This window comes from Kitasatospora sp. NPDC022785 (assembly GCF_055561295.1).
This window is the reverse complement of record NZ_JBVHHB010000027.1, coordinates 61,079-85,471: the sequence shown is the minus strand read 5'-3', so window position 1 is coordinate 85,471 and position 24,393 is coordinate 61,079. Positions and strand designations below refer to the sequence as shown.

Sequence of the window (24,393 nt, the reverse complement as noted above, 5' to 3'; positions counted from 1 at the left end):
GGCGAACCGGATGTGACAGAAGGCCGGTACAAGGGGAAGACTGCACGACGTGACGTCTCGGAACCCGCGCGACCGTGATGCCCCGCTCCCGCCGACGATCGGTTCCGGTGCGACGGTTACCCGTCTCCCCGGAACGGCCCACCACCCCGCCGGCGCCCGGCCGGGCGGCCCCGGCGTACCCCGCCGACGAGGCCCCGCACCCGCTCCCGGCCGTGGCCGGGTCCCGGTGCCCGAGGGCTTCCCCGCTCCCGCCGAGCTCGCGCCGCTGGCCCGGCGGATGCTGGTCGACGCCGTCCGGATCGCCCGTTGGGCCGGTGAGCTCGCCGAGGTCGACAAGCGTGGCGAGCTGCTCCCCGAGGACGCCCGCGCGGCCGGCCGCGCGCTGGCCATGACGGTCGGCGCCGCCGCCAACGCGTGGGGCCAGGCCCTGCTGGTCGGCCTGGTCGAGGCCCGGGACGGCGGCGCCGCCCCCGGCTGGCGCCTGCACGCCTGGGAGCACGACGACGAGGCCGTGGTCCGCGGCTGGTCGGCGTTGTTCGACGCCTGGACACTGCTCGCCCCGGTGCCGCCGGCCGCCCTGCGCGGCGTCTTCGCGCTGCTCGCCGGGCAGGCCGTCGACCAGGCGCCGCAGCTGCTCTCCTTCCTGCACCTGGTGGCCGGCCCGGTCGCCGACAGCGAGCTGCTGGAGCTGCTGCGCCGCGGCCTGGACGAGCGCCGGGTCGGCGGCGGCACCGGGGCGCTGGGCCTGTCGCCCGTGCCGCACGCCGCGTCCGCCGTCTCGGCCGTCCGCGGCACCTGCCGCGAGCCGCAGATCGACACCCCGGCCGCCACCGCCGACGTCGCCGCCGTCCTGGACTGGATGCTGGACGGCCTGGCCGCCGTCGGCGCGGTGGTCCGCAAGGACGAGGCGGCCGAGCTGTCCCCGCTGGGGCACTGGGCGGTGCGGGCCAAGCTGGAGGAGATCTGCACCGTCGCGCAGACCGCCGCCGGCCACATCGAGCAGAGCGCCTTCGAGCTGCTCAACGCCTGCGCCGACTACTCGCCGGGCCCGGCCCGCGCCGAGTTCCGCGCCTGGGTGGCCGCCCGCCCGGCCGACCGCGCCGTGGCCGAGCTGCTGGACGCCGCGCAGGGTGACGACGCCCTGGTGCGCGGCCTCGCCTTCGAGGCGCTGCGGGTGGCCGGTTCCACCGCCGAGCAGGCCGTGCGGGCCGCCGTGGACGAGCCGGTGCTGCGCCCGTACGCGCTGCTCTGGCTGGCCGAGCAGTCGGACGAGGGTGTGGCCCCGGCGGACGTGCTCGGGGCGGAGGACGCCGCCTGGCTCTGGGTGGACACCGCCGCGGCCGTACTGGACCACGGGGAGACCGAGCTGCTGGTGGGCCATGTCGAGGGCGCCTCGGCCGGTGACCCGGTCCGGCTGTTCGCCCGTGCCCGGCAGTCCGGGCACCCCCGGGCGGCCTCGGTGCTGACCGCCGTCTCCGGGGTCCATCCGGACCCGGCCGTGGCCCGCGCGGCCCGCCGTTCGGCCTTCAGCGTCCACCGCGGCGGCGCCTGAGCCGCAGGAACGGCCGCGTCGCCCGGACGACACCGGACACGACGAAGGGCCCGGATCCGTTCACCGGATCCGGGCCCTTCGTCGTGCGTGCCGTGATCAGTCGAGCCGCGACTCGGCGCGGCGCGCCCGCACGTCCCCGACCTTCTGGCCGACCTTGCGCCGGATGACCAGCAGCGGGGCCATCGCGGCCAGCGTGATCTGGCCGTAGGCCCCGATGTGCAGCAGGTAGTCGCCGCCCTTGAGGCCGGTCGCCCAGGCCGCGAGGCAGCCGATCGAGAGGACGATCCAGCAGAGCGTGGCGGTGGCCAGCAGCCCCTGCGGCTTCGGGTACTCGATCCGGCTCATCATCAGGTACGCGGTGCCGGCGATGGCCAGCAGACCGGGCAGGAACGGCGGGTCGAGCAGCACGATGGCGATCACCGTCATGGCGCCCATCGGGCAGGGCATGCCCTGGAACACCCCCGGCCGCATCTTCACGGCCGAGAACCGGGCCAGTCGCAGCACCACGGACAGCAGTACCGTCAGCGCGATCAGGGCCGAGAGCCGGCTGTCGGAGCCCGGCGAGACCATGCCCCAGACCGCGACGAAGTAGGCCGGCGCGATGCCGAAGCTGATCAGGTCGGCCAGGTTGTCGAGTTCGGCCCCGAGGGCGGAGGAGCGCAGCTTGCGCGCCACCAGCCCGTCGAAGAGGTCGCACATCGAACCGATCAGCAGCAGCGTCACCGCGGTGGCGGCGCTGTGCTTGTCCGGCGCGGCGTCCGGGTTGGTGATGTGCGGGACCAGGACCCCGGTGGTGATCGAGTAGATCGCCAGGAAGCCGCAGACGGCGTTCCCCAGGGTCAGGAAGTCGGCGGTGGACAGGTGCTGCGGCGAGCGCGGAGCACGCAGCTCGCGGTCGCGCGCCCAGCGGCGGCGGCGCAGGGCCGTCTCCTCGTCGTCCAGACCGACGATCGTCTCAGGTTCAGTCACGGTCAAGGCGCGTCACCCCGGCTGTGGTCTTCTGGCCGACCTCGACGCCGACCTCGACGCCGGCCGGCAGGTAGGTGTCGACCCGGGAGCCGAAGCGGATCAGACCGATCCGATCGCCCTGCTCGACCTTGGTACCGGCGTCCACGTACGGCACGATCCGGCGGGCCACGGCCCCCGCGATCTGCACCATCTCGATGTCGCCGAGTTCGGTGTCGAAGTGCCAGACGACCCGCTCGTTCTGGTCGCTGTCCTTGTTGAACGCGGGCACGAAGCCACCGGCGACGTGTTCGACGGACGTCACCGTGCCGGGCAGGGGCGCCCGGTTGACGTGGACGTTGAGCGGGCTCATGAAGATCGCGACCCGGGTGCGGCCGTCCGGCCAGGCGTCGATGCTCTGCACCACGCCGTCGGCGGGCGAGATCACCGTGCCGGTGCCGATCTCACGCTCGGGGTCGCGGAAGAACCACAGCATGCCCGCGCCGAGCGCACAGGCAGGAACAGCCGCCAGGGCCCACTTGCCACTGCGCCGGGTGAGGGCGGTGGTCACGGCGGCCGTGGCGAGGGTGGGGACGAACCAGGGGGTGGCTCCGCGCGCGATGGTCACGCGGGGTCGCCGACCGGCCGTCGTGGCTGCGAGGGCATCGCGGTCCGTGACGGAGGTGTGAGGGGACGGGCTGATGGGCATCGAAGACCTTTGTCGCGGGGGATCATGGCCGCTGGACGGGGGCCACCGCGGGGATCGAGTAATAGAGGGACGGCTGCTGTCCCGGTGGATGCTATCGGGAGCACACGGTGGGTGGGCAACCCGCCTGCTCGTTCATGTGTCCTGCGTGAGGCGTCGTTGCGCCTCCTTGGTATACGACCGTAGCTCGACCCGCTCCGGTTCCCAAGGGTCCGGACGGGGCTGGTGACTCTTGTCTCAACGGGTGGGCCGGCGGAACCGGGCGCGGCGTGGCGCCGTACCCCAGGTGGGGGATGGTGCCGCCGTCCGGCGGGGCGGGTGAGGGTGCGCCGAAGCGGCCGCAAGGCGCGTGACAGCAGCTGTACGCCCTGCGGCCGCTTCGGGAGCCGTGCCGGACCCCAGGCGGACCAGGCCGGGGCCGTGGTGGGCACGGCGGGGTGCCGGGACGGGCCCGCACGCCCGTCGTCCGGCCGTCAACGGGCCGTTCTCCCGACCCTCGGCGCGTCGCCGCACCGGGGGCCGGGTCACCGTCGGTCACTCCGCGATGCGGTACTCCTCCAGCAGGCGGCGGCCGACGATCATCTTCTGGATCTCCGCAGTACCTTCACCGATGAGCAGCATCGGGGCCTCGCGGTAGAGGCGCTCGATCTCGTACTCCTTGGAGAAGCCGTAGCCGCCGTGGATGCGGAAGGCGTCCTCGACGACCTCCTTGCAGTACTCGGAGGCCAGGTACTTGGCCATGCCGGCCTCGAGGTCGTTGCGCTCGCCGCTGTCCTTCTTGCGGGCGGCCATCACCATCATCTGGTGGGCGGCCTCGACCTTGGTGGCCATCTCGGCGAGCTTGAACTGGATCGCCTGGTGCTCGGCGATCTTCTTGCCGAAGGTGGAGCGCTGCTGGGCGTAGGAGATGCCCAGCTCGAAGGCGCGGCGGGCGACGCCGCAGCCGCGGGCGGCCACGTTGACGCGGCCGACCTCGACGCCGTCCATCATCTGGTAAAAGCCCTTGCCCGGGACGCCGCCGAGGACGCGGTCGGCCGGGATGCGGACGTCCTGGAGCACCAGCTCGGTGGTGTCGACGCCCTTGTAGCCCATCTTCTCGATCTTCCCGGGCACGGTGAGGCCGGGGACGGTCGGGTTCGGGCCGAAGCCCGCCGTCTTCTCGATCAGGAAGGTGGTCATGTTCTTGTACGGGGAGCTGCCGCCCTCGTCGGTCTTGCAGAGCACCGCGACCAGGGTGGACGTGCCGCCGTTGGTCAGCCACATCTTCTGGCCGTTGAGGACGTAGAAGTCCCCGTCCTTGACGCCCTTGGTGGAGATGGCCGAAACGTCGGAGCCGAGGCCGGGCTCGGACATCGAGAAGGCGCCGCGGATCTCGCCGGCCGCCATTTTCGGCAGGAAGTAGTCCTTCTGCTCCTGGGTGCCGTGCGCGTTGATCATGTGCGCCACGATGAAGTGCGTGTTGACGATGCCGGAGACGGACATCCAGCCGCGGGCGATCTCCTCCACCACTAGGGCGTAGGTGAGCAGCGACTCGCCGAGGCCGCCGTACTCCTCGGGGATGGTGAGCCCGAAGAGGCCGAGCTGCTTCATGCCCTCGACGATGGCGGTGGGGTACTCGTCCTTGTGCTCCAGCTCGGTCGCGACCGGAATGATCTCCTTGTCGACGAAATCCCGCACGGTGGCGAGGATGTCCCGCTGGATCTCGGTGAGGCCGTCGGTCTGTGCGAGGCGTCCCATCGTGCGGCTCCTGTGGCGAAGAGAGAAGGGGTGTCGGCCGGCGCTCCCTCGAAAGGGTGGCGGCGGGCGACGGGAGGGTGGGGGAGAGAGCGAAAAAGCGGGGGGGGGGGGGATTGCCGGGGGCCCTGCCGGCGTGGCTGCGGCAGCAGGGCCCCCGTTCCGGGTGGGGATCGGCCGATGACGGCGGCCTACCCGTCCGGGGTCCAGGAGCTCCGAGGTTCCGGGAGCTCCGGGGTCCGTGGGTCTCCCGGGCTCAGGAGAGGGGAGTGGGACGGCCGGGCTGCTCGCCGCCGCGCTCCTTGATGTACGTCTCGGTCGGCACCATCACCTTGCGGCGGAAGATGCAGACGACCGTGCCGTCCTGCTTGTACCCCTTGGTCTCGACATAGACGATGCCGCGGTCGTCCTTGGACTTGGACGGCCACTTGTCGAGCACGGTCGTCTCGCCGTAGATGGTGTCGCCGTGGAAGGTCGGCGCGATGTGCCGCAGCGACTCGATCTCCAGGTTGGCGATCGCCTTGCCGGAGACGTCCGGGACGGACATGCCGAGCAGCAGCGAGTAGATGTAGTTGCCCACCACGACGTTCTTGCCGAAGTCCGTCGTCTTCTCCGCATAGTTGGTGTCCATGTGGAGCGGGTGGTGGTTCATGGTCAGCAGACAGAAGAGGTGGTCGTCGTACTCGGTGACCGTCTTGCCGGGCCAGTGCTTGTAGACCGCGCCGACCTCGAACTCCTCGTAGGTGCGTCCGAACTGCATCTCAGTGGTCCTTAGGGGGTCAGGCCTGCGGGGGCTCGAACTTGGAGGTGCGCTGGAAGCCGGCGGCGCGGCCCTTGCCCGCGATGACCAGGGCCATCTTGCGGCTGGCCTCGTCGATCATCTCGTCGCCGAGCATCGCGGAGCCCTTGGCGCCGCCCGCCTCGGAGGTGCACCAGTCGTAGGCGTCGAGGATCAGCTCGGCGTGGTCGTAGTCCTCCTGCGAGGGCGAGAAGATCTCGTTCGCGGCGGCGACCTGGTCCGGGTGGAGCACCCACTTGCCGTCGAAGCCGAGCGCGGCGGCGCGGCCGGCCACCTCGCGGTAGCCCTCCTGGTTGCGGATCTGCAGGTAGGGGCCGTCGATGGCCTGAAGGTCGTTGGCGCGGGCGGCCATCAGGATGCGCATCAGGATGTAGTGGTAGGCGTCGGCCGGGTAGCCCGCCGGCTGCTCGCCGACCACCAGGGACTTCATGTTGATCGAGGCCATGAAGTCGGCCGGGCCGAAGATGATGGTCTCCAGGCGCGGGGAGGCCTCGGCGATCGCGTCGACGTTGATCAGGCCCTTGGCGTTCTCGATCTGCGCCTCGATGCCGATCTTGCCGACCTCGAAGCCCATGGTCTTCTCGATCTGGGTGAGCAGCAGGTCCAGCGCCTTGACCTGCTCGGCGTCCTGGACCTTCGGCAGCATGATGCAGTCGAGGTTCGGGCCGGCGCCCTCGACGACCGTGATCACGTCGCGGTACGTCCAGTGGGTGGTCCAGTCGTTGACCCGGACGACCTTGGTCTTCTTGCCCCAGTCGCCGTTGTTCAGCGCGTCGACGATGTTGTGCCGGGCGCTCTCCTTCACCAGGGGGGCGCAGGCGTCCTCCAGGTCGAGGAAGACCTGGTCGGCCGGGAGGCCCTGGGCCTTCTCCAGGAAGCGCGGGTTGGAGCCCGGCACGGCGAGGCAGGAGCGGCGGGGGCGCAGGCGGTTGACGTTAGCCATGAGGGGTGGTCGGTTCCTTCCGGGATCAGCTGCTGGACGCGGCGGGGGTCGGCGTCCACGGCTGGAGCCTGTTGGCCAGCCGGATCTCGTCCACGATCCGGCCGATGATGGTCGTGATGCCGAAGTCCTTCGGGGTGAACACGGCGGCGACGCCGGCGGCCTTGAGGGCCTCGCCGTCCGCTGCCGGGATGATGCCACCCACGATCACCGGGACATCCTCCACCCCGGCCCGGCGCAGCCGGTGCAGGACGTCGGGCACGAGCTCGGAGTGGGCGCCCGAGAGGATCGACAGGCCGACGCAGTGCACGTCCTCCGCGACGGCCGCGGAGACGATCTGCTCGGGCGTCAGCCGGATGCCCTGGTAGACCACCTCGAACCCGGCGTCACGGGCCCGGACGGCGATCTGCTCGGCGCCGTTGGAGTGCCCGTCCAGTCCGGGCTTGCCGACCAGCAGGCGCAGCTTGCCGCTGCCCAGCTCGGCGGCGGTCGCGGCGACCGCCGCACGGACGGCGGCCAGCTCGCCGCCGGGCTCGGCCGCCACGGCGACCGGGGCGCCGCCGACGCCGGTGGGCGCGCGGTACTCGCCGAAGACCTCGCGCAGGGCGAAGGACCACTCGCCGGTGGTGACCCCGGCGCGGGCGCAGGCGAGCGTCGCGGTCATCAGGTTGGCGTCGGTGGCGGCGACGGCCTTGAGCTCCTCCAGCGCGCGCAGCGCCGCGCTCTCGTCGCGCTGCTCGCGCCACTTCTCCAGGGAGGCGAGCACGGACTGCTCGGAGGCCGGGTCGACCACCATGATCGCGGTGTCGAGGTCGGCCGTGAGCGGGCTCTCCTCGGTGGTGTCGAAGCAGTTGACCCCGATGATCTTGTCCTCGCCGGACTCGATCCGGGCCCGGCGGGCGGCGTGCGAGGAGACCAGGTTGGACTTCAGGTAGCCGGACTCGACGGCGGGGATGACCCCGCCCATCTCCAGCACCTTGGCGATCTCGGCCTCGGCGCCGGCCAGCAGCGCGGCGGTCTTGGCCTCGATCACCTCGGAGCCGTTGAAGATGTCGCCGTACTCCAGCAGGTCGGACTCGTAGGCGAGCACCTGCTGGATGCGCAGCGACCACTGCTGGTCCCACGGCCGGGGCAGGCCGAGCGCCTCGTTCCAGGCCGGCAGCTGGACGGCCCGGGCGCGGGCGTCCTTGGAGAGCGTGACGGCGAGCATCTCCAGCACGATCCGCTGGACGTTGTTCTCCGGCTGCGCCTCGGTCAGGCCCAGCGAGTTGACCTGGACGCCGTAGCGGAACCGGCGCTGCTTCGGGTCCTGGATGCCGTACCGCTCCAGCGTGACCTTCTCCCAGAGCTGGGCGAAGGCGCGCATCTTGCACATCTCCTCGACGAAACGCACGCCGGCGTTGACGAAGAAGGAGATCCGGGCGACCACCTCGCCCATCCGCTCCGCCGGCACCTGGCCGGAGTCGCGGACGGCGTCCAGCACCGAGATGGCGGTGCACATCGCGTAGGCGATCTCCTGGACCGGGGTGGCCCCGGCCTCCTGGAGGTGGTAGCTGCAGATGTTGATCGGGTTCCACTTGGGGATGCTGCCGACCGTGTAGGCGATCATGTCGGTGATCAGGCGCACCGAGGGCCCGGGCGGGAAGACGTGCGTCCCGCGCGAGAGGTACTCCTTGACGATGTCGTTCTGGGTGGTGCCGGTGAGCTTGGCGATGTCGGCGCCCTGCTCCTCGGCGACCACCTGGTAGAGCGCCAGCAGCCACATCGCGGTGGCGTTGATCGTCATCGAGGTGTTGGTCTGCTCGAGCGGGATGCCGTCGAACAGGGTGCGCATGTCGCCGACGTGGCCCACCGGCACGCCGACCCGGCCGACCTCGCCGCGGGCGAGGATGTGGTCGGAGTCGTAGCCGGTCTGGGTCGGCAGGTCGAAGGCCACGGAGAGGCCGGTCTGGCCCTTCGCGAGGTTCCGCCGGTACAGCGCGTTGGAGTCGCTCGCGGTCGAGTGCCCCGCGTACGTGCGCATCAGCCAGGGCCGGTCACGCTTCTGGTCGGTCATCGGATCGCCCTTAGATGTCGCGGAAGCGGTTGATGGCCGGCAGGTGCTTGGCGCGGAACTCCTCGTCGCGCACACCCAGGCCCTCCTCCGGGGCCAGGCAGAGCACGCCGACCTTGCCCTGGTGCTTGTTCTGGTGCACGTCGAGGGCCGCCTGGCCGGTCTCCTCCAGGGAGTAGACCTTCGACAGGGTCGGGTGGATCTTGCCCTTGGCGACCAGGCGGTTCGCCTCGAACGCCTCGCGGTAGTTGGCGAAGTGCGAGCCGACGATGCGCTTCAGCGACATCCACAGGTAGCGGTTGTCGTACTGGTGCATGAAGCCGGAGGTCGAGGCGCAGGTGACGATGGTGCCGCCCTTGCGGGTGACGTAGACCGAGGCGCCGAAGGTCTCGCGGCCCGGGTGCTCGAAGACGATGTCCACGTCCTCGCCGCCGGTGAACTCGCGGATCTTCGAGCCGAGGCGCTTCCACTCGCGCGGGTCCTGGGTGTGCTCGTCCTTCCAGAACTTGTAGCCCTCGGCGGAGCGGTCGATGATCGCCTCGGCGCCCATGGCCCGGCAGATCTCGGCCTTGGCGTCGTTGGAGACCACGCAGATCGGGGTGGCGCCGCCGGCCAGCGCGTACTGGGTGGCGTACGAGCCGAGGCCGCCGCTGGCGCCCCAGATGAGCACGTTGTCGCCCTGCTTCATGCCGGCGCCGTTCCGGGAGACCAGCTGGCGGTAGGCGGTGGAGTTGACCAGGCCCGGGGAGGCGGCCTCCTCCCAGCTGAGGTGCTTCGGCTTGGGCAGCAGCTGGTTGGTCTTCACCAGCGCGAGCTGGGCCAGGCCGCCGAAGTTGGTCTCGAAGCCCCAGATGCGCTGCTCCGGGTCCATCATCGTGTCGTTGTGGCCGTCCGGGGACTCCAGCTCGACGGAGAGGCAGTGGGCGACCACCTCGTCGCCCGGCTTCCAGGCGTTGACCCCGGCGCCGGTGCGCAGGACGACGCCCGCGAGGTCCGAGCCGAGGATGTGGTACGGCAGGTCGTGACGCTTGGTCAGCGGCGAGAGCCGGCCGTAGCGCTCCAGGAAGCCGAAGGTGGAGACCGGCTCGAAGATCGAGCTCCACACGGTGTTGTAGTTGACGGAGCTCGCCATGACGGCGACCAGGGCCTCGCCGGGGCCCAGCTCGGGCAGGGCGACCTCGTCGAGGTGAAGGGACTTGCGCGGGTCCTTGTCACGGCTGTCGAGGCCCGCGAACATCTGCTCCTCGTCCTTGTGGAGCGTGACGGCTCGGTAGGACTCGGGGAGCTTGATCGCGGCGTAGTCCTCCGACGTGGCGTCGTTGCTGAGGATCGCGTCGAGGATTTCCTGCATGGCTGCCTCCGAAGGCGTACCTGTGTGAGGGGCACAGGGCGTCTGGGGGAGCCGGGAGCGGACACCGGCTTCGCTGAAATGGGTGGTGGGTGGTGTGGCTGGTGGGCCTGGTGTGCTGGGCACAGCTCCCGGGGTGTGGGAGCGCCTGACGACGGCGCGCCGAGGTGGGGAGCCGCGGCGCCGCGGACTGGTGGGTAACAAGGTAGTGGCACCCTGTGCCACTCGTAAAGACACCGGGTGTCATCAATTCGGGTGGATCAAATCCGCGTTCGAGCGCCTGTGCGCGGGCGCGCGAAGGGCCCGCACCGGCACTCCGGTACGGGCCCTCGAAGCCGCCTCGTGCGGCTGTGACCTGCGAATATGCTGGAGGTCAGGCCTCCCTGGCGCCGCTCAGCGCCGCCCTGATGCTGTCCACCACGACGTCCAGCGGAGCGTCGGTCCGGGCCACTGTGATGAGCACCTCACCTCCGGGGCTGGCACTCAGTGCGCTTGCGGCAGCCGCCTCCAGTCCCGCCACACTGGCACCGGGTGCCACCAGTGACCCGCGCCGGCGGGCACCGGGGGCGGAGGCGGCCCAGAAGGTCCGCCGGATCACCTCGAAGGAGTGGTCCAGCTGCGCCTCCACGTCCCCCCGGCCGCCGGCCCGCAGCCAGCGCCGCAGCACGTGGTTGTGGGCCGCGACGACGGCCGCCGCCGACACCTCGGCCAGCATCGAGTCGTCCTCGCCGCCGTGCTGCCAGCCCGAGGGGATCTCCCCGGCGGTGTCGAACCGCCCGAGCAGGTACCGGGTGAAGAGCCGCTCGTACCGCGCCACCACGGCGATCTCCCGCTCGCGCAGCGCTGGCACCTGACGGATCAGCTGGTACCGGGCGACCGAGACGGCCGGGGTGGAGGCGTACATCCGGAGCACCTCCTTGATGCCCCGGCAGACCACGTCCAGCGGGTGCTCCTCGGGCTCGGCGCTGGCCAGCAGGTCGGCCACCCGGACCAGGGTGTCGTCGTGGTCCGGGAAGATCGCCTCCTCCTTGGACCGGAAGTACCGGAAGAAGGTCCGCCGGGCCACCCCGGCGGCCGCGGCGATCTGGTCGACCGTCGTCTCCTCGTAGCCCTGCGAGGCGAACAGCTCCATCGCGGCGGTGGCCAGGTCCTGGCGCATCTGCTGGCGCTGGGCGGCCGCCCGGCGGCTGCCCGGACCCCCGTCGGAGGCGGCGGGGCCGGAGCCGGCCGGCCGGTCGGCGCCGCGCGCTGCGGCGGCGTGCTGCGGGGAGGCTGACTGAACCCGATCCATGCCCGGAACGCTACACGTCCCGGCGGCCGGCGCCGTGGGCCTTCCCCGCCGCACCGGCGCGACCGGGCCGGTCACGGCCGGTCTGGGCCAGCGGGCGGACACCGTCCCGGGGCTCCAGCCCGGCCGCGCCGCGCCGCCGGTCACCGCGGCGCCGGGAGCCGGCCCGCCGGCCGAGGGCGTGGTCACCGGCGCGCGTGGTCGCGGAAGCCGCGGCCGGTCTTGCGGCCCAGGCAGCCGGCCGCGACCAGGTGCTCCAGGAGCGGCGCCGCGGCCAGGCCCGGCTCGCGGAACTCCTGGTGCAGCACCTTCTCGATGGTCAGCGAGACGTCCAGGCCGACCACGTCGAGCAGCTCGAACGGGCCCATCGGGTAGCCGCAGCCCAGCTTCATCGCGGTGTCGATGTCGTCCACCGTCGCGTAGTGCTCCTGGAGCATCCGCACCGCGTCGTTCAGGTACGGGAAGAGCAGCGCGTTCACGATGAAGCCGGCCCGGTCGCCGCACTCCACCGGGTGCTTCTTCACCCTGGCGCACAGCTCCAGCACGGTCGCGGTGACGTCCGGCGCGGTGAGCACCGTGGAGACCACCTCGACCAGCCGCATGGCCGGCGCGGGGTTGAAGAAGTGCATGCCGATCACGTCCTGCGGCCGGGAGGTGGCCGAGGCGCAGCTGATCACCGGCAGCGAGGACGTGGTGGTGGCGAGCACCGCGCCCGGCTTGACGATCTTGTCCAGGGTGGCGAACAGCTCGCGCTTGACCTGCAGGTCCTCGGCGACGGCCTCGACCACCAGGTCGACGTCGGCCAGCTCGGCGTACTGCCCGACCGGGGTCACCAGCTCCAGCGCCGCGTCCCGCTGCTCCGAGGCCAGCCGGCCCTTGGAGACGGAGCGCTCCAGCGACTTCGCCAGCTGCGCCTTGGCCCGCTCCGCCTTCTCCAGGCTGCGGGCGGCCAGCAGCACCCGGTACCCGGCCTTGGCGAACACCTCGACGATGCCGGTGGCCATGGTGCCCGAGCCGCAGACGCCGACACTGCGCACCTCGCGGCCCGGCACCGCCGCCCGCGCCGGCCCGGTGGCGGCGTCGACCGCCCTGGACGAGCCGGGCGCCTCGTAGGTGTAGAAGCCGCGGCCGGACTTGCGGCCCAGCAGCCCGGCCGAGACCAGCTGGCCGAGGATCGGCGCGGGCGCGTGCAGCCGGTCCCGGGACTGCTCGTACATCGCCTCCAGGACGGTCCGGGCGGTGTCCACGCCGATCAGGTCGAGCAGGGCCAGCGGGCCCATCGGCAGGCCGCAGCCGAGCCGCATCGCGGCGTCGATATCCTCCCGGGTGGCGTACCTGGACTCGTACATCGCGGCGGCCTGGTTCAGGTACGCGAAGAGCAGCCCGTTCACCACGAAGCCGGCCCGGTCGCCGGCGGCCACCGGCTCCTTGCCGAGGTCCCGGGCGAACGCCGCGGCGTCCTCGGCCACCTGCGGGGCGGTCAGCACGGTGCGGACCACCTCGACCAGCTTCATGGTGTGCACCGGGTTGAAGAAGTGCAGGCCCAGCACCCGCTCCGGGCGGGCGGTGGCGGCGGCGATCCGGGTCACCGACAGCGCGGTGGTACCGGTCGCCAGCACCGTGCCCTCCGGGCAGATCCGGTCCAGCTCGGCGAAGATCTCGCGCTTCAGCTCCAGCTGCTCGGGCACCTCCTCGATCACGAGGTCCGCCTCGGCGGCGGCGGTCAGCGCGTGGCCGACCGAGATCCGCGCGAGCAGCGCGGCCCGCTCCTCGGCGGTGATCCGCTCCCGGGCCACCGCGTGCGCGGTCGCCTCCTCGATCCGGGCCAGCGCCCGGGCGGCGGAGTCCTCGTTGGCCTCGATGCCGATCACCCGGCGGCCGCTCTTCGCGACCGCGACGGCGACGCCGGCACCCATCGTGCCGAGGCCGACCACGGCGACTGTGGGGAAGGGACGCTCCATCTGTCCTGACTCCTTGTCATAAGGGCCCGCGCGCGCTCCGGCGGACGCGCCGTCGGAGGAGGGTCCGCGCGCGGGGGCTGGGGAGATGACGGTTGCGGCCACCGACGCAGCCGCCGGTCCGCTCCGGCCGTGCTGCGGGTGTGCCGTGGTACTCAGGCGCTCGAGGTGAAGGAAGCGGCTCTGATACGAGGAGAGAATCCGGCCCCGCCGCGATCCGCGGCACCGGCCGGTGAAAGGACGCACCACGCGCCCGCCGCGAACGCGACGACCGCGGCCCCGTCGGTGCGGCTCCCGAAGCCCGACGGTGGTGCGTGCGGCCACTGTAGCGAAGCTACTGGTCAGTAGGAAGAGGGCGGGAGCGCCCGGCCGGAAATTCGTTCGGCGCGGTCGGGCGACTTCGCTAGGGTGGGCGGCGCGGGGGCGGCTCCGCGGCGTGCTTCCTTCTCCTCATCTCCTAAATGACCCGAGTGCGCCCACTCTCCGCCCCCGCTTCGTCGTATCTCCGGGGGATCCACCAGTGAAGAAGCAGAACACCGCCACGCCCGACACCGGCCTCGACGAGCTGCTGCTGCGGCGCCACGGGGCCGTCGCCGTCACGGGGGGTGCGCCGCAGGGAAAGCACGATCCGTGGAGCGCGCGGGGGCTGCTCGCGCTGGAGGCGGATCTCGCGCAGCGCGGGTACCTGCTCACCGGGCCGCTGCGGGCGGCGCTCGGCCGGCTGCGGCCGGCCGAGCTGGGGGAGGCCGGGCAGGCGCTGCTGCGGCGGCTCGACGGGCTGACCGGTGCGGACCGGCGGCACCGCCCGCTGTTCCGCCGGTTCCCCGACGGGGTGCCGGACCACGCGCACGGCTACTACTCCGCGAACGTCCGCGCGTTCCTGCTCAACCAGCCGAACCAGCCCTGCGCCTCCTGCGAGCGCACCGGCGCCGAGTGCGGCGTCGGCGCCCTCGCACCCTGCGCCCACCTGCTCTGCGGGGACTGCTACGACGACCTCGGGGTCTTCGACGACGGCCGGGCCTGCCCGCTCTGCGCCACCCCGATCGCCGCCGAGCGCTACCTGCCGCTGGACGCGAAGGCCGTCCGCAACGCCGCCCGCGAGCACGGACCGGACGCCAGGCTGCGCCCGCTGCGGCTCGCCGAGGGCGGCGACCAGGCCGCCGTCGCCGTCGCCGAGCTGCGCCGTCTGCTGGAACGCCGCACCCCGCTGAACCCCCAGGACCGCGAGGACCTCGCGCTGCTGCTCCGGTTCGCCCCCGCCGACCCGGCCGGCTGGCTGCCCGCCGACATCCCGGTCCGGGAGAGCCGCGCCACCGTGCTGGCGGCCCTGCTGCACCGTGACCGCGACGCCGTCCGCCCGCTGCTCGCCGTCCACCTCACCACCGCCACCGACGTGCTCCGGCTGGTCTGGGCGTGGTCCGGCGCCGAGCCCGACCTGCTGCCCGCCACCGCCAAGGGCCTGCGGCTGCGCAACCTGCCCCGCCCGCTCCGCCGCGACCTGCTGGCCGTCCTCGACGCGCTCCCGGTCGGCACCCTCGCCGAGGACCTCGGCCGGCACCGCCAGGCCTGGCTGCGCGCCGGCGAGCTGCTGCACCCGTACGAGCACCGCGAGCGCTTCCCGTACGCGGCCGCCGCGTTCGCCGTGCTCCGGCAGAGCGACCTCGACCTGCACGGCCTCGGCCCGCAGCTGCGCGAGGCGCCGGCGCCTCTGCGGGTCAACGAGACCCCGGCCGGTCACACCCGGCTGGTCGTCACCACCTTCGCCGCCCGGGTCGAGCAGGCCCTGGCCGGCGGCGACGTGCCCGCCGCCGTCCGGCTGCTGGCCCGCCGCCCGGGCGAGCTGGTCCGCCGGCTGCACCACCTGCTGCGGGTGCACGCCTCCTGGCGCCCCGGCGAGCCGCTGCCCGCCGAGCTCGCCGAGGAGCTGCCGGCCGCGCTGCGCAGGGTCGCGCCCGGCCCGCTGCTCGGCGCGTACGGGCGGCTGCGCGCACCCCGCGAGATCGGCGAGCGCCGGCTCTACTTCCCGCGCGGGCGGGTCGCGCTGGCGCACGCCCGCGACGACTGGGGCACCGCCGTCCCGGCCGCGCTCGGCGCACCCGTCTGCACCCTGATCGAGGCCGAACTGCTGCGCCGCGCCGGGCAGCACGACCGTCTCGACGTCGCCGTGCTGGACGACGGCCTGGCCGACCTGGTGGTCCCGTTCGCCGAGCGGGCCAGTGCCAGGACGCTGGTCGCGGTGCCGCGCGGCAGTGTCCAGAAGCTGCCCGACGGCGGGCGCGTCCGGCTCTTCCTGCACTGGATGCAGCAGCCGCACCAGCGGGTCGACCTCGACCTCTCGGTGGCGTTCTACGACGAGCACTGGCAGTTCACCGGCCTCTGCGACTACACCCACCTGGTGCACGGCCCGCGCGCCGCCGTGCACTCCGGCGACTTCACGTCCGCCCCGCCGCCGCACGGCGCCAGCGAGTTCGTCGACCTCGACCTTCCCGCGCTGGCCGGCCGGGGCGACCGGTACGCGGTGGTCGTCGTCTTCGCCTACAACGACATCCCGTTCGAGGACCTCACCGACGCCTTCGCCGGCTTCATGGAGCTGGACGCCTGGGCGGCGAGCGCGTACCGCAAGGACCGGTTCCACCCGCAGGCCGTGCGGCAGCGGCTGGACCTCGGCGGCGACGCCAAGGTCAGCGTGCCGATGATCGTCGACCTGGAGCGGCGCAGTTACACCTGGACCGACCTCAACACCAGCGCCTCCGGCGGCTTCCACAACGTCTGGCGGTACCGGGACCGGATCGGCACCCTCGCCGGGGACGTGGCGGCGCACTTCGCCGAGGGCTCCCGCGCCACGCTCTGGGACCTCGCCGTCGCCACCGCCGCCGCCCGCACCGACGAGGTGCTCGTCCGCACCCGCGGCGGTGCGCTCGACGGCTACCGCCGGGCCGCCGGCGAGCCGGTGACGGCCTTCGCCGAGCGGGTGCGCGCCCGGCACCTGCCGGACCAGCAGCAGGGCGGCCCGGCCGACGACACCGCCCTCGGCCTGGCGGAACGGCTCGCCGGAGCCAGGGCCTTCACCGCCCTGGTGCACGCCGACGTGCCGGCGCCGGCGGGCCTCGGCGGCGCCCTCTACCGGCTGTACCCGGGCCGGCTGGACGAGGCCCCGGACACCCTGGAGCGGCTGACCGCGGGGGATCTGGTGGCACTGTTCGCCCCGGACGAGTGAACGGGCGGACAGGCGTCCGCCCGTTCCACCCGATAGGGGAGTACCGCGCGTCCAACTCCCGGGGCAGCATGGAGGTATGAGCACCGGAACCGTCGCCGCCGGCCAGGCCGAGCCCGCTGCCGAGCCCCACGGGGGGCCCGCCGCCCCGGGGGCCGGCGCCGTCGCCCTGCCGCCGCGCGCCGAGCGTGCCGAGCGGGCGCAGGCGGCGGTCGAGCGGCTGCGCCCGGCCGGCGTCGACGCGGTGGCCGTCACCTGGGTGGACAACGCGGGCATCACCCGGGTGAAGGCCGTCCCGCTGGCCGGCCTGGCGCACGCCGCCCAGTGGGGTATCGGCGCGGCGCCCTGCTTCGACGTGTTCCTCGCCGACGACACGATCGTCACCAGCCCGCTGATCGGCGGCCCCACCGGGGACCTGCGCCTCTACCCGGATCTCGACCGGCTGGTCCCGCTGGCCGCCCAGCCGGGCTGGGCCTGGGCGCCGGGGGAGCGGTACACCCAGGCGGGCACCCCGCACCCGGGTTGCCAGCGGCTGTTCGCCCGCCGGATGACGGCGGCGGCCGCCGGGCGCGGGCTGACTCTCAAGGCCGGCATCGAGGTCGAGTGGGTGGTGGCGCTCGCCGGGGAGCCGCAGGAGGAGCCCCGCTACCCGACGGCCGGCCCGGCGTACGGCATGCACCGGCTGACGGACCTCTCCGACTACCTCCGGGACGTCCTGCGCGCCCTCGCCGAGCAGGGCCTGACGGTGCTGCAGATCCACCCCGAGTACGCCCCGGGCCAGTTCGAGGTCTCTGTCGCCCCCGAGGGGCCGGTCGAGGCCGCCGACACCACCGTCCTGGTGCGCCAGACCATCCGGGCCGTCTCCGCCCGCCACGGCCTGCGGTCCTCCTTCGCCCCGGTGGTCGAGGCCGGCTCCGTCGGCAACGGCGGCCACCTCCACCTCAGCCTCTGGCGCGACGGGCGGAACCTCGCCCGCGGCGGCTCCGGCCCGCACGGGCTGACGGCCGAGGCCGAGGGCTTCCTCGCCGGGGTGCTCGGCGCCCTGCCCGAGCTGCTGGTGCTCGGCTCCTCCAGCCCGGCCGGGTACCTGAGGCTGGTGCCCTCGCACTGGGCCGGCGCCTACCAGTGCTGGGGCCTGGAGAACCGGGAGGCCGCCCTGCGGCTGGTCACCGGCTCCTCGGGGGAGCGGTCGACCGCGGCCAACGCCGAGATCAAGTGCTTCGACGCCACCGCCAATCCCTACCTGGCGGTCGGCGCCGTGCTCGCCGCCGGTCTCGCCGGGCTGGACCAACGGCTCGCGCTGCCACCGGAGTTCACCGGGGACCCAGCCGCCGCCGCGCCCGGCACGGTGCCCCGTCTGCCGGCCGCCCCGGCCGAGGCGATCGCGGCCTACCGGAAGTCGGCGGTGCTCCGCGAGGCGCTCGGCGAGCCGCTGTACGAGGCGGTGCTGGCCGTCCGCACGGCCGAGAGCGAGCAGTACGCCGCGGCCACGCCGCAGGAGCTGGTCACGGCCACCCGCTGGCGGTACTGAGAGCCTCCGCGATGCCCTCGCTGGACGTCCCCGCCCTGGTCGACCACCACTGCCACAGCGTGGTGGCCGCCGACCTCGCCGACGACGCCCTGGCCGGGCTGCTCACCGAGTCCGACCGGCCGCCCGCGCCCGGCACCTCGCCGTTCGACAGCGCGCTCGGCCTGGCCGTCCGCCGCTGGTGCCCGCCCGCGCTCGGCCTGCCCGCGCACACCCCCGCCGCGGACTACCTGGCCCGCCGGCGCGACCTGGGAGCGCCCGAGGCCACCCGCCGGCTGCTGGCGGCCGCCGCCCTGGACACCTGCCTGGTGGACACCGGGCTGACGGCGGCTGCGGGCCACCCGCTGCTGCCGCTCAGCGAGTTCGCCGGTGCGTCCGGTGCCCGGGTGCGCGAGGTGGTCCGGCTGGAGCCCGTCGCCGAGTCCGTGCCGGCGGGCGCCGGGGCCTGGCCGTTCGCCGTCCGCGAGGCGCTGGCGGCCGCGGCCACCGGCGCGGTGGCGGTCAAGTCGGTGCTGGCCTACCGCAACGGCCTGGCGGTGCCCGCGCTCCCGCCCGCCGCGACGGCGGTGACGGCCGCCGCGGGGCGGTGGCAGCGGGCCGGGCGCGGCCGGCTGACCGACCCGGTGCTGCTGCACCACCTGATCTGGACGGCCCTGGACGTCTGCGCCGAGCTCGGCCTGCCGCTCCAGCTGCACACCGGCTTCGGCGATCCCGACCTCACCCTGCACCTGGCCGACCCGTCGCTGCTCACCGACTTCGTCCGGGCGGCCGAGCCGAGCGGCGTGCCGCTGGTGCTGCTGCACGGCTACCCCTATCACCGGCAGGCGGCCTGGCTGGCCCAGGCCTTTCCGCACGTCTACACCGACCTCGGGCTGACCGCCTCCTACGTCGGTCCCCGGGTGGCGGCCGTGCTCGGCGAGATGCTGGAGCTGGCGCCGTTCGGCAAGCTGCTCTTCTCCACCGACGCCTACGGGTTGCCCGAACTGTACCTGGTCGGCGCGGCCCAGTTCCGGCAGGGCCTGGGCGCCCTGCTGGACCGCTGGCGGGCCGACGGTGCCTGCTCGGCCGCCGACGCCGAGCGCCTCGCCCGTCAGGTGGCCGCCGACAACGCCCGCCGCCTGTACCAGCTCTGACCGCGGCGCCGGACCGGCCCGCGAGGCGTCGCCCCCACGGGAATTGTGGATCGTCCACGCTCTGGCGCGGGAAATCGGCGGAAGTCCGGATATTCACTTTATGGATTGACGGTGGGTCGGCGGGGGAGGAGCCGCAACCCTCGGAAGTGGTCGAACGGTGTCGATTAGATGACTACCTCTTGCGGATTGCAACGCATGTTCACTAGCGTCCCGATCATTCCAGTGCATCTGTCAACCGCAGCTGCATGACGACTCGGGAGGGCCAACCCCTATGAGTGTTCCTCGGATCAGCCGGACCCGGTACGCCGCGGTGGGCGTTGTCCTCGCCACGGCCGGTGCCCTGGCGCTGCCTGCCGGTACCGCCGTCGCGGCCACCGGGGCCGAGCCGACGACCGGGCCACTGCTCAGCTACGTTGTCAACACCCAGGCCAACCACGGCCAGGTGCAGAAGGTCGAGAAGGCCATCACGGGCCTCGGTGGCTCCGTGGTGTACTCCTACGAGCAGATCGGCGTGGTGATCGCCCGCTCGAACGACACCAAGTTCGCCGCCAAGCTGCGGCTGGCCAAGGGCGTCCAGTCGGTCGGCGCCAGCCGCACCAAGGGCATCACGGCCGCCGACTCGCAGAAGGCCGAGGTCGCCGCCGAGCCGACCGCCGCCGCCGCGGCCGCTGCGGCCGCCGCCGGCGAGGAGCCCAACTGGGCCAACCAGTGGGACATGCGCCAGATCGGCGTGGACAAGGCGCACAAGATCTCGCTCGGCAGCAACAAGGTCACCGTCGGCGTCCTGGACTCCGGCATCGACGCCAACCACGAGGACCTCAAGGCCAACGTGGACGCCTCGCAGTCGGTCTCCTGCATCGACGGCGGCAAGCCGAACACCGCCTTCGACGCCTGGCAGCCGGGCCCGGACGGCGACCACGGCACCCACGTGGCCGGCACCATCGGCGCCGCCAAGAACGGCAAGGGCATCGAGGGCATCGCCCCGAACGTCAAGCTGGCCGCGGTCAAGGTCGTCGACGACGGCGGGTTCATCTACCCGGAGTACGCGATCTGCGGCTTCGTCTGGGCCGGTGAGCACAAGTTCAAGGTGACGAACAACAGCTACTACGTCGACCCGTGGATGTTCAACTGCCAGAACGACGCCGACCAGGCGGCGATCACCACCGCCGTCCGGCGCGCGATCGAGTTCTCGCAGCGCAAGGGCGTCCTCAACGTGGCCGCGGCGGGCAACGAGAACATCGACCTCGCCCACAAGACCACCGACGTGAGCAGCCCGGACGACACCACCCCCGGCACCCGTCCGGTCACCACGGACTGCCTCAGCCTGCCGACCGAGGTGGACGGCGTCGTCGCCGTCTCCTCGGTGGGCGTCAACGGTGACAAGGCCTACTACTCCAGCTACGGCAAGGGCAAGGTCACCGTGGCCGCCCCCGGTGGCGACCGCCGCTACCAGATCCCGGACACCCCGGACAAGAACGGCCGCACCCTGTCCACCCTGCCGGGTGGCAAGTACGGCTACATGCAGGGCACCTCGATGGCCTCGCCGCACGCCGCCGGTGTGCTCGCCCTGCTCGCCAGCACCTTCCCGTGGGCCAGCCCGGAGGAGCTGACCGAGATGCTGACCAGCCAGGCCGAGTCGCACGCCTGCCCGTCGGCCCCGTTCAACCCGGGCGGTGCCGGTGAGTGGACCGCCACCTGCGAGGGCGGTGCGGACGACAACGGCTTCTACGGCGCCGGCATCATCAACGCCGAGAAGGCGGTCCAGTGGTGGCGCTGACGCGCTGACGCGCTGACCGGGTGACCGGCTGAGCCGACGACGCCGAGGTGGGGAGCGGGACTCTGGTCCCGCTCCCCACCTCGTTTTGAGTACGGGTACTCAGGCGACGGCCCGGCGGTGATTGCCAGAATGGAGCCACCGACGGCACCAGGCACGAGGAGCGGAACACCATGGCGCAGAGCTACCCCGGATGGCAGGCCCCGGCCCGTCCGAACGGCGAACGGGTCTGGCCGTGGCTGCTGTTGGGGATCGCCGAGCTGCTCACCGCCGCTCCGATGCTGACCCTGATGTTCGGTGGCGGCCTGGTGGTCGGTGTCATGGGGCTCGCCTCCGGCTCGACCGTGGCCACCGTGCTGGGCGTGGTGCTGCTCCTGCTGCTCGGCCCGGTGCTCGGCCTGGCACTGCCGGCCCTGGCCCTGCTCTCGCCGTCCGTGCGCCGGATGAACCGGGCCGCGCTCTTCGCGCTGCACTGCTTCGGCCTGCTGGTCGGCACGGCGGTCGAGTACGTCGGCTGGATCCGCCCGGCGATGGGCTGACCGGCCCGGGCCTCACTCGAAGTGGTGGTCCCAGACCGTCTCGACCGAGGGCTTGCCGTGCAGGTCCGGCACCTCCTGGAGCCAGGCCGGCCGGCCGGCCCTGGTCCGAGCGGCCCGTCGGAGCTCGGCCTCGCGAAGCTGCTCGGGCGTGGGGAAACCGTCCGGCAGCCACTCGGCGGAGAGCCCCGCGCGGGCGGCGAGGTGCGTGACGTACGCGTGCCGCAGCGCGTCCACCGAGTCGAAACCGGGTTCGTCGGCCAGCCACTCGTCCGGGACGAGCGCCAGCACCTCCTCCAGCAGCCCGGCGGTGACCAGTGGTCCGAGCTCCTCGTCGGCCAGCCGGACGTCGGGGGTGCAGCCGCCGAGCGCGTGGGCGCTGAGGTCGTACCGCTTGCCGACGGCGGCCCCGGCGCTGGACCAGCGGTGGTGGAAGACCAGTGCGGCGCCGTTGTCGATCAGCCAGAGCTTCCCGTGCCAGACCATCAGGTTCGGGTTGTGAACGGTGCGGTCGACGTTCCCGGTGAGCGCGTCCAGCCAGATCACCCGGCCGGCCTGGACGGGGTCGACCGGGATCATGCCGGGCCGGTAGTCGCGGGCGCCGGGCAGCAGGTCCATCCCGAGGTTGAGCCCGCCGCTGGCCCTGAGGATGTCCTGGATCTCGGCGTCGGGCTCGCTCTCGGCGACCGCCGGGTCGAAGTCGACGAGCCGCAGTTCGGGCACCGGAAGGCCGAGCCGCCGGGCCAGTTCGCCGACGATCACCTCGGCCACCAGCGCCTTGCGGCCCTGGGCGGCGCCGGTGAACTTGACCACGTACGTGCCCAGGTCGTCGGTCTCCACCACGCCGGGGACGGAGCCGCCGGCCCGCAGCGGGTCGACGTAGCGCATTGCTGTCACCTGATCGAGCACACCGGCCACCCTAACCCGGCAGACCCCGGGCCGGGCCGGCCACCTCCCGCGCATCCGCGAGCGCCTGCCGGACGGCGCCCGGGATGTCGGTGACCGGGAAGGCCACCCGGCGCACCACCCGTTCGCGGTCCAGCACCAGCACCGCCCGCTTCAGCCGCAGGCCCTGGCCGACATGGAAGGTGGGCAGTCGCAGCGTGGCCGTCAGCCGGACGTCCAGGTCGGAGAGGAGCGGGAACGGAATGTCCTCCGCCTCGGCGAACTCCCGCTGTTCGTCCGGCCGTTGGGTGGAGATCCCGCGCAGTGCCAGGCCGGCCGCGCGGAACTCGGGGTACGCCTCGCGGAACAGCCGGTTCTCCAGCGTGCAGCCGACCGCGCCGGGGATGTCCCCCCAGCCGGCCGGCAGCGGTGCGGGCCGCCCGGTGGCGGGGTAGCAGAACAGCACGGTGGCGCCGGCCGCCGGGTCGACCGGGTCCAGCTCGCCGCCGGTGTGCACGGGCAGGGTGAGCTCCGGCAGCCGGGTGCCGGGCAGTGCGGCCAGCCGCGCGGCCTCGGCGCTGTCGGGTGCGGCCGAGCCGGAGAGCGAGCCGTCGCCGAGCAGCCAGCGGTCGGCCCAGTCCTGCATCGCCACCAGGACCGGCAGCAGCGCCCGCCCGGATTCGGTGAGCCGGTACTCGTACCGGACGGGGCCGCTCTGGTACGGCACCCGCTCCAGGACGCCGGCCTCGGTGAGGTGGCCGAGCCGCTCGGTGAGGACCTTGCGGGAGATGCCCAGCTCGTGCTGGAGCTCGTCGAAGCGCAGCCGGCCGCGCGCCGACTCGCGGACGACCAGGATGCTCCACCAGTCGCCGATCACCGCCGCCGACTGGGCGATCGCGCAGCTGGCGTCGCGCTCTGGCACGTCTCTGAGCACCGTCGCTCCTCTTCCCGTCCGGACGGTCCATCCTTGCACCCCCTTGCGAGTTTCGAAAGGGAACTTGTAAGTTCCCATTGGAAACTCAAGGACTTCGAGCTCGTGAGAGGGAAAGGGGGGCACATGCCCGTCGCCTGGGCGACCCTGCGCCGGACCTGGACGATGACCAGCCGGGCCTACCCGTGGTCGTACGCCGTCGGCTGCCTGCTGATCGGCGTGTTCACCATCGGCCTGTCCTACCTGGGCCTGCACGCCATCGGCGGCGGCTCGGTGGCCGAGGACTTCACCGCCCGCACCGGCGGCGCCGACTACCTCGGCTACATCGCGATCGGCGCCGCCGGCTACATGTTCACCGTCAGGATGCTGCTCTGGAGCAGCAAGGCGCTGATCACCGAGCAGCGCCAGGGCACCCTGGGTGCGCTGCTGATCGCCCCGGCCGGGCGGCTGCCGTACCTGCTCGGCTTCACCGGCTTCGCACTGCTCAACACCGCCGTCGAGGTCGGCCTGCTCGGCGGGTTCGCCGCCGTCCTCGGCGTCACCCTGCCCGCCTGGCACCCGCTGGCCGCCCTCGCCGGCGTCGTGGCGCTGGCCGCCGCCGTCTTCGCGGTCGCGGTCGTGCTCGGCGCGCTGATGATCGTCGCCGGCGAGGCGCACATCTCGCAGAACACCGTCTTCCTCGCCGTCTCGCTGCTCTGCGGCATCACCTTCCCGAACAGCTACCTCCCGGCGCCCGCCCAGTGGCTGGCCGAACTGCTGCCCGTCACCTCCGCCATGGACGTGCTGCGCGACGCGCTCGGCCAGGGAAGGCCGCTCACCGACCTCCTCCCACGGCTGGTCACCTGTCTCGCCCTCAGCGCCGGCTACCTGCTGCTCGGCCTGCGGCTGCTGCCCGCCGCCGAGCGCCGCGCCATCGAACGGAGCTTCTGACCCGTGACCGAGCGACCCGTGACCGAGCGACCCGTGGCCGACAGGCCGGTGACCGCGCGACCCGCGACCGACAGACCCGTCACCCGGAGACCCGAGAACCGGCCGACCCGTACCCGCCGCCGACCCGAGGAGCCGTTGG

General features: G+C 73.0%; 18 protein-coding genes. 7 read left to right on the top strand and 11 right to left on the bottom strand.

Going from position 1 to position 24,393, the window contains the following annotated elements:
* The first annotated feature begins 226 nt into the window (after window positions 1-226).
* Window positions 227-1,552: a hypothetical protein gene (locus ACZ3YO_RS32180; RefSeq protein ID WP_465576426.1), complete on the top strand. Its 1,326-nt coding sequence runs from the start codon at window positions 227-229 to the stop codon at window positions 1,550-1,552.
* A gap of 96 nt (window positions 1,553-1,648) precedes the next feature.
* Here ACZ3YO_RS32180 and ACZ3YO_RS32175 read toward each other — a convergent pair whose 3' ends face one another.
* The 9 genes from ACZ3YO_RS32175 to ACZ3YO_RS32135 all read right to left on the bottom strand — a co-directional run bounded on the left by ACZ3YO_RS32175 (window position 1,649) and on the right by ACZ3YO_RS32135 (window position 13,326).
* Entirely contained in the window at window positions 1,649-2,527 is an 879-nt protein-coding gene (locus tag ACZ3YO_RS32175) for a CDP-alcohol phosphatidyltransferase family protein (RefSeq protein WP_374105984.1), read from the bottom strand.
* Window positions 2,514-3,206, bottom strand: a complete 693-nt coding sequence (locus ACZ3YO_RS32170; RefSeq protein WP_396324209.1) for a phosphatidylserine decarboxylase — start codon at window positions 3,204-3,206, stop codon at window positions 2,514-2,516. The genes ACZ3YO_RS32175 and ACZ3YO_RS32170 overlap by 14 nt, the downstream gene beginning before the upstream one ends.
* Window positions 3,207-3,737: 531 nt before the next feature.
* Complete coding sequence (locus tag ACZ3YO_RS32165) at window positions 3,738-4,940, bottom strand: acyl-CoA dehydrogenase family protein (protein ID WP_465576423.1); 1,203 nt, start codon at window positions 4,938-4,940, stop codon at window positions 3,738-3,740.
* A gap of 253 nt (window positions 4,941-5,193) precedes the next feature.
* The gene (locus ACZ3YO_RS32160) at window positions 5,194-5,697 is read right to left on the bottom strand and encodes a MaoC family dehydratase (RefSeq protein ID WP_030059972.1); all 504 of its coding nucleotides are present in this window, start codon (window positions 5,695-5,697) and stop codon (window positions 5,194-5,196) included.
* 19 nt (window positions 5,698-5,716) lie between these two features.
* A complete protein-coding gene (locus tag ACZ3YO_RS32155; RefSeq protein WP_396324207.1) occupies window positions 5,717-6,679 on the bottom strand; it encodes an HpcH/HpaI aldolase/citrate lyase family protein in 963 nt (320 codons plus the stop codon).
* A gap of 25 nt (window positions 6,680-6,704) precedes the next feature.
* Entirely contained in the window at window positions 6,705-8,732 is a 2,028-nt protein-coding gene (locus ACZ3YO_RS32150; RefSeq protein WP_396324206.1) for a protein meaA, read from the bottom strand.
* Between the two features lie 10 nt (window positions 8,733-8,742).
* A complete protein-coding gene (gene ccrA / locus ACZ3YO_RS32145) occupies window positions 8,743-10,080 on the bottom strand; it encodes a crotonyl-CoA carboxylase/reductase (protein ID WP_465576417.1) in 1,338 nt (445 codons plus the stop codon).
* Between the two features lie 370 nt (window positions 10,081-10,450).
* A complete protein-coding gene (locus ACZ3YO_RS32140; RefSeq protein WP_465547928.1) occupies window positions 10,451-11,368 on the bottom strand; it encodes a TetR family transcriptional regulator in 918 nt (305 codons plus the stop codon).
* A gap of 182 nt (window positions 11,369-11,550) precedes the next feature.
* On the bottom strand, window positions 11,551-13,326 hold the full coding sequence (locus ACZ3YO_RS32135; RefSeq protein ID WP_465576414.1) for a 3-hydroxyacyl-CoA dehydrogenase family protein: 1,776 nt from the start codon (window positions 13,324-13,326) through the stop codon (window positions 11,551-11,553).
* A 517-nt stretch (window positions 13,327-13,843) separates the two neighbouring features.
* Between ACZ3YO_RS32135 and ACZ3YO_RS32130 the strand changes: the two genes are divergently transcribed.
* The 5 genes from ACZ3YO_RS32130 to ACZ3YO_RS32110 all read left to right on the top strand — a co-directional run bounded on the left by ACZ3YO_RS32130 (window position 13,844) and on the right by ACZ3YO_RS32110 (window position 21,511).
* Complete coding sequence (locus ACZ3YO_RS32130; RefSeq protein WP_465576412.1) at window positions 13,844-16,540, top strand: MXAN_6230/SCO0854 family RING domain-containing protein; 2,697 nt, start codon at window positions 13,844-13,846, stop codon at window positions 16,538-16,540.
* A gap of 76 nt (window positions 16,541-16,616) precedes the next feature.
* Window positions 16,617-18,068: a type I glutamate--ammonia ligase gene (locus tag ACZ3YO_RS32125; RefSeq protein WP_465576409.1), complete on the top strand. Its 1,452-nt coding sequence runs from the start codon at window positions 16,617-16,619 to the stop codon at window positions 18,066-18,068.
* An 11-nt stretch (window positions 18,069-18,079) separates the two neighbouring features.
* The gene (locus tag ACZ3YO_RS32120; protein WP_465576406.1) at window positions 18,080-19,198 is read left to right on the top strand and encodes an amidohydrolase family protein; all 1,119 of its coding nucleotides are present in this window, start codon (window positions 18,080-18,082) and stop codon (window positions 19,196-19,198) included.
* 271 nt (window positions 19,199-19,469) lie between these two features.
* Window positions 19,470-20,975: a S8 family peptidase gene (locus tag ACZ3YO_RS32115; protein ID WP_465576403.1), complete on the top strand. Its 1,506-nt coding sequence runs from the start codon at window positions 19,470-19,472 to the stop codon at window positions 20,973-20,975.
* A gap of 170 nt (window positions 20,976-21,145) precedes the next feature.
* Complete coding sequence (locus ACZ3YO_RS32110) at window positions 21,146-21,511, top strand: hypothetical protein (protein WP_465576400.1); 366 nt, start codon at window positions 21,146-21,148, stop codon at window positions 21,509-21,511.
* Between the two features lie 12 nt (window positions 21,512-21,523).
* Here ACZ3YO_RS32110 and ACZ3YO_RS32105 read toward each other — a convergent pair whose 3' ends face one another.
* Together ACZ3YO_RS32105 and ACZ3YO_RS32100 are read right to left on the bottom strand one after the other, a co-directional pair.
* Window positions 21,524-22,417, bottom strand: coding sequence for a HipA family kinase (locus ACZ3YO_RS32105; protein ID WP_465547941.1), 894 nt, complete (start codon window positions 22,415-22,417; stop codon window positions 21,524-21,526).
* Window positions 22,418-22,427: 10 nt separating this feature from the next.
* On the bottom strand, window positions 22,428-23,327 hold the full coding sequence (locus ACZ3YO_RS32100; protein WP_465576396.1) for a winged helix-turn-helix transcriptional regulator: 900 nt from the start codon (window positions 23,325-23,327) through the stop codon (window positions 22,428-22,430).
* A gap of 123 nt (window positions 23,328-23,450) precedes the next feature.
* On the opposite strand from ACZ3YO_RS32100, the gene ACZ3YO_RS32095 reads away from it, so the two are divergent.
* The gene (locus ACZ3YO_RS32095; RefSeq protein ID WP_405365194.1) at window positions 23,451-24,254 is read left to right on the top strand and encodes an ABC transporter permease; all 804 of its coding nucleotides are present in this window, start codon (window positions 23,451-23,453) and stop codon (window positions 24,252-24,254) included.
* Window positions 24,255-24,393 lie beyond the last annotated feature (139 nt).